4 protein-coding genes are annotated in these 3020 nt (G+C 68.3%); 2 read left to right on the forward strand and 2 right to left on the reverse strand.

Annotated features, from left to right (window positions below):
- Together MIC448_RS16100 and MIC448_RS16105 are read right to left on the reverse strand one after the other, a co-directional pair.
- On the reverse strand, window positions 1-474 hold a 474-nt coding region (locus MIC448_RS16100; RefSeq protein ID WP_036302035.1), incomplete at its 3' end, for an ABC transporter substrate-binding protein.
- 201 nt (window positions 475-675) lie between these two features.
- Window positions 676-1614: an alpha/beta fold hydrolase gene (locus tag MIC448_RS16105; RefSeq protein ID WP_036302037.1), complete on the reverse strand. Its 939-nt coding sequence runs from the start codon at window positions 1612-1614 to the stop codon at window positions 676-678.
- 115 nt (window positions 1615-1729) lie between these two features.
- Between MIC448_RS16105 and MIC448_RS16110 the strand changes: the two genes are divergently transcribed.
- Together MIC448_RS16110 and MIC448_RS16115 are read left to right on the forward strand one after the other, a co-directional pair.
- Window positions 1730-2230, forward strand: a complete 501-nt coding sequence (locus tag MIC448_RS16110) for a carboxymuconolactone decarboxylase family protein (RefSeq protein ID WP_036302039.1) — start codon at window positions 1730-1732, stop codon at window positions 2228-2230.
- On the forward strand, window positions 2227-2946 hold the full coding sequence (locus tag MIC448_RS16115; RefSeq protein ID WP_036302041.1) for a tyrosine-protein phosphatase: 720 nt from the start codon (window positions 2227-2229) through the stop codon (window positions 2944-2946). The genes MIC448_RS16110 and MIC448_RS16115 overlap by 4 nt, the downstream gene beginning before the upstream one ends.
- Window positions 2947-3020: the final 74 nt, after the last annotated feature.

The following is a 3020-nucleotide window of genomic DNA, read 5'->3' on the forward strand; positions in this document are numbered from 1 at the left end:
CAGGACCACGTTCTGGCCGTCGGCGGTGATCGACGTGATGCCGGCCAGGCGTCCCGAGTCCACGAATGCGGGGTTGTCGCGTGCCGTGGTCAGCGAGCTGACGACATCCTGCGGCGTGAGGGGCTCGCCGTTGTGGAAGGTGACGCCCTCGCGCACCGTGAAGCTGTAGGTCAAACCGTCTTCGGACACCGTGTAGTCGCTGGCGAGCGAGGGGACGATCTCTTGTTCCGGGGTGCGGGCGATCAGGCCCTGGTAGACGTTGTCGACGAGCACCTGGTCGAGGGCAGCGCCCGACGTCTCGCGGATGTTGAGGTTGCTGGGCTCGAGCACCAGGCGCACCGTGACGGTGGCGCTGGGCTCGGCCTCGGCAGCGGGCGTCGACGGGTCGGGTTCGGCGCCGCCGGAGCAGGCGGACAGGACGAGGGCTGCGGCCGCGAGCGTTGCGGCGGCGAGCAGTGCGGGACGGCGGAACATGGGGGAGGTCCTTTCGCAGGTACCGCGGCGTCGGATTGCTGTGCGAGCGCCGCGGCTGGAAAAATTCTCAGGGTGCGTCAAATCTCAGAGTGCGTCATTGCTGCGATCACCCAGCCTAGAGCGCTCAGCCGGATGCTTCTGACCTGACGGCTTTGTATAACGACACAACCGCCTCATACGTTCCCGGCGTGAGGTATCGGCTCAGTCGGCGATTCGATCGCGCACGAGGTTCGCCAGCTCCACGGGGATGTTCTCCTGGACGTTGTGGCCGGCTTCCACATTGACGACGGATGCGTGGGGCAGGCGCTGTTCGAACTCCGCGAGGTTCGCCGGGGACACGTACCCCTGCGTCCCGCGGATGAGCATCAGCGGGACGCGCGCGGCTGCGAGGTCGTCCCAGCCATGGCCGCCGAGCACCGGTTCGCGCGCGGGCGCGGCGGCGTCAGGCTCGGTGGTCCCGGAGGAGGTGGGCGCGAGTGCCGTCGCGGCCAGGCGGGCCATGTGGTGCTTCCACTCGACACGGCCGTCGGGGCGCACGCGGCTGTTCAGGTAGACGCCGCGCTCGGTGGCACGGCGGTCGCCGCCGAGGCCGAAAGCCATGGCCCGGTCGACGAGCTCGTCGCGGGTTGCGTAGTCGGTCGGCCCGGAGAAGAACTCACGAAGCACCGCGGGTCCCTCGCCGGGGTCGATTCCGGGGGTGACGTCGACCAGGACGAGCGATTCGACGAACTCCGGATGCGCCGCAGTCCACGCCGCCGCGACGATACCGCCGAGAGACTGGCCGACGAGCACCTGAGGGGCATCCGTCCACGCATCCAGAGCGGCGGCGATGTCGGGCGCGATCGTCCGCGGCCGGTAGTCGGCGTCGTCACGCCACGACGAATCGCCGTGGCCGGGCAGGTCGATCGCCAGCGCCGGGATGCCGAGGGCCAGGATCGTGGTATCCCAGGTGTGGGCATTGAGCCCGGCGCCGTGCAAGAACGTCACCCGCGGGCTCTCGGATCCCCAGCGCAGCGCACTGAGGCTGCGTCCATCCTCGAGCGGGATTGTGAGGCGCTCGTGCGCCGTCTCCGGTGTCGCGATTCCTGCGGCCTCGGCCTGCTCGGCGACGAAAGAGAACTCGTCGAAAGTGTCACTCATCAGGGAGGGTCCTCTACGGCTCGGAAGCGCGGTCGTGCCCATTCTGCCGCCGTTCGCGAGGCGCGGCGAATTTCGGACCGGGTCGCATGGGGCGGTGCGCGGATAGAATGGGGTCATGACTCAGCCGCGGGTGCACCTCTCCCGCGCGGAGCCCACCGCCTTCCGCGCACTCGATGCGTTCTCGAAGGCTGTCGGCGCCATAGCCCGTGAGAACGGGATCGACCAGCGTCTGCGCGAGATCGTGCTGCTGCACATCTCGCAATTGAACGGATGCGCCTACTGTGCGCGGATCCACGTGGCACGTCTGATCGAAGCCGGTGGCACGGCCGACCTCGTCGCGCAGTTGCCGACGTGGGAAGAGTCGGGTGTGTTCTCGGAGCGGGAGCGAGCGGCTCTCGAACTCGCGGAGGCTTTCACGTTCATCCACGAGGGCGGCATCTCCGACGAGGTCTACGACCGCGTCGGTGGCATCCTCTCCGAGAAGGAGTACACCGCCATCAGCTGGTTGAGTGTTTCCATCAACGCGTTCAACCGGGTGGCCATCGCCGGCCGGTATCCCGTGCCGCCGCTCGAGACGGATGCGGCCGAGGGTTCTGCGGGCGTGAGCACGGCGTGAGCGATGCGTCCCTCGTTCCCGGAGTACTGAACTTTCGGGACACCGGTGGTCTGCCCGCCGACGGTGGAGTTACGCGACACGGCGTCTTGTTCCGATCCGGCAACCTCGCCGCCGTCGCCGATCCGGGCCGCGCGGCTCTCGGAACCCTCGGGCTGAGGCGTGTCGTCGACCTCCGTGCGGACGACGAGGTCGAGCGCTCGCCGAGTCTCGGGACCGAGTCCGCACAGACCGTTCGGGTGCCGTTGTTCCACGGTTCGGTGGGTTCGTTCTTCGCGCAAGATATGGATCTCGACGCCATGTACGGGCAGATGATCGATGCGTCGGCCGCGCGGGTCGTCGAGGTCGTGCGCGCCATCGTCGAGGATCAGCCCGTGCTCGTGCACTGCACCGTCGGCAAGGACCGGACCGGCGTGACCGTTGCGCTCACCCTGCTCGCGGCGGGCGTCGATCGCGACGCCGTCATCGCCGATTACGCGCGAACCGAGATGTTGCTTCCGGAGAAGCGCAATCGTGAGGTCGTCGAGCGGATCCGCGCCGTGCACCCCGAGGCCGTCAACATCGAGCAGCTCGCGACGCGTTCGCCGGCACCGGTCATGCAGCGACTTCTCGAGCGGTTGGGTGAGCAGTACGGGTCGCCGGTCGGGTTTCTCGAGGCGCACGGGCTCGCGGATGACGAGATCGTCGAACTGCGCCGCGTGCTGGTCGCCTCGTCCTGACCCTCGACCTGGTTGCCGGTCGAATTGGTGGGCTGACGTTTCGTCTCGCTGCGCTCGCTCAACGGGCGGGTGCT

It is taken from the genome of Microbacterium sp. C448, assembly GCF_000582705.2.
GTDB classification, from domain to species: Bacteria; Actinomycetota; Actinomycetes; order Actinomycetales; family Microbacteriaceae; genus Microbacterium; species Microbacterium lacus_A.

Bases quoted from the DNA above. Each gene is read 5' to 3' on its own strand.
- MIC448_RS16110 (WP_036302039.1), top strand. From the start codon at position 1,730: ATGACTCAGCCGCGGGTGCACCTCTCCCGCGCGGAGCCCACCGCCTTC.
- MIC448_RS16105 (WP_036302037.1), bottom strand. From the start codon at position 1,614: ATGAGTGACACTTTCGACGAGTTCTCTTTCGTCGCCGAGCAGGCCGAG.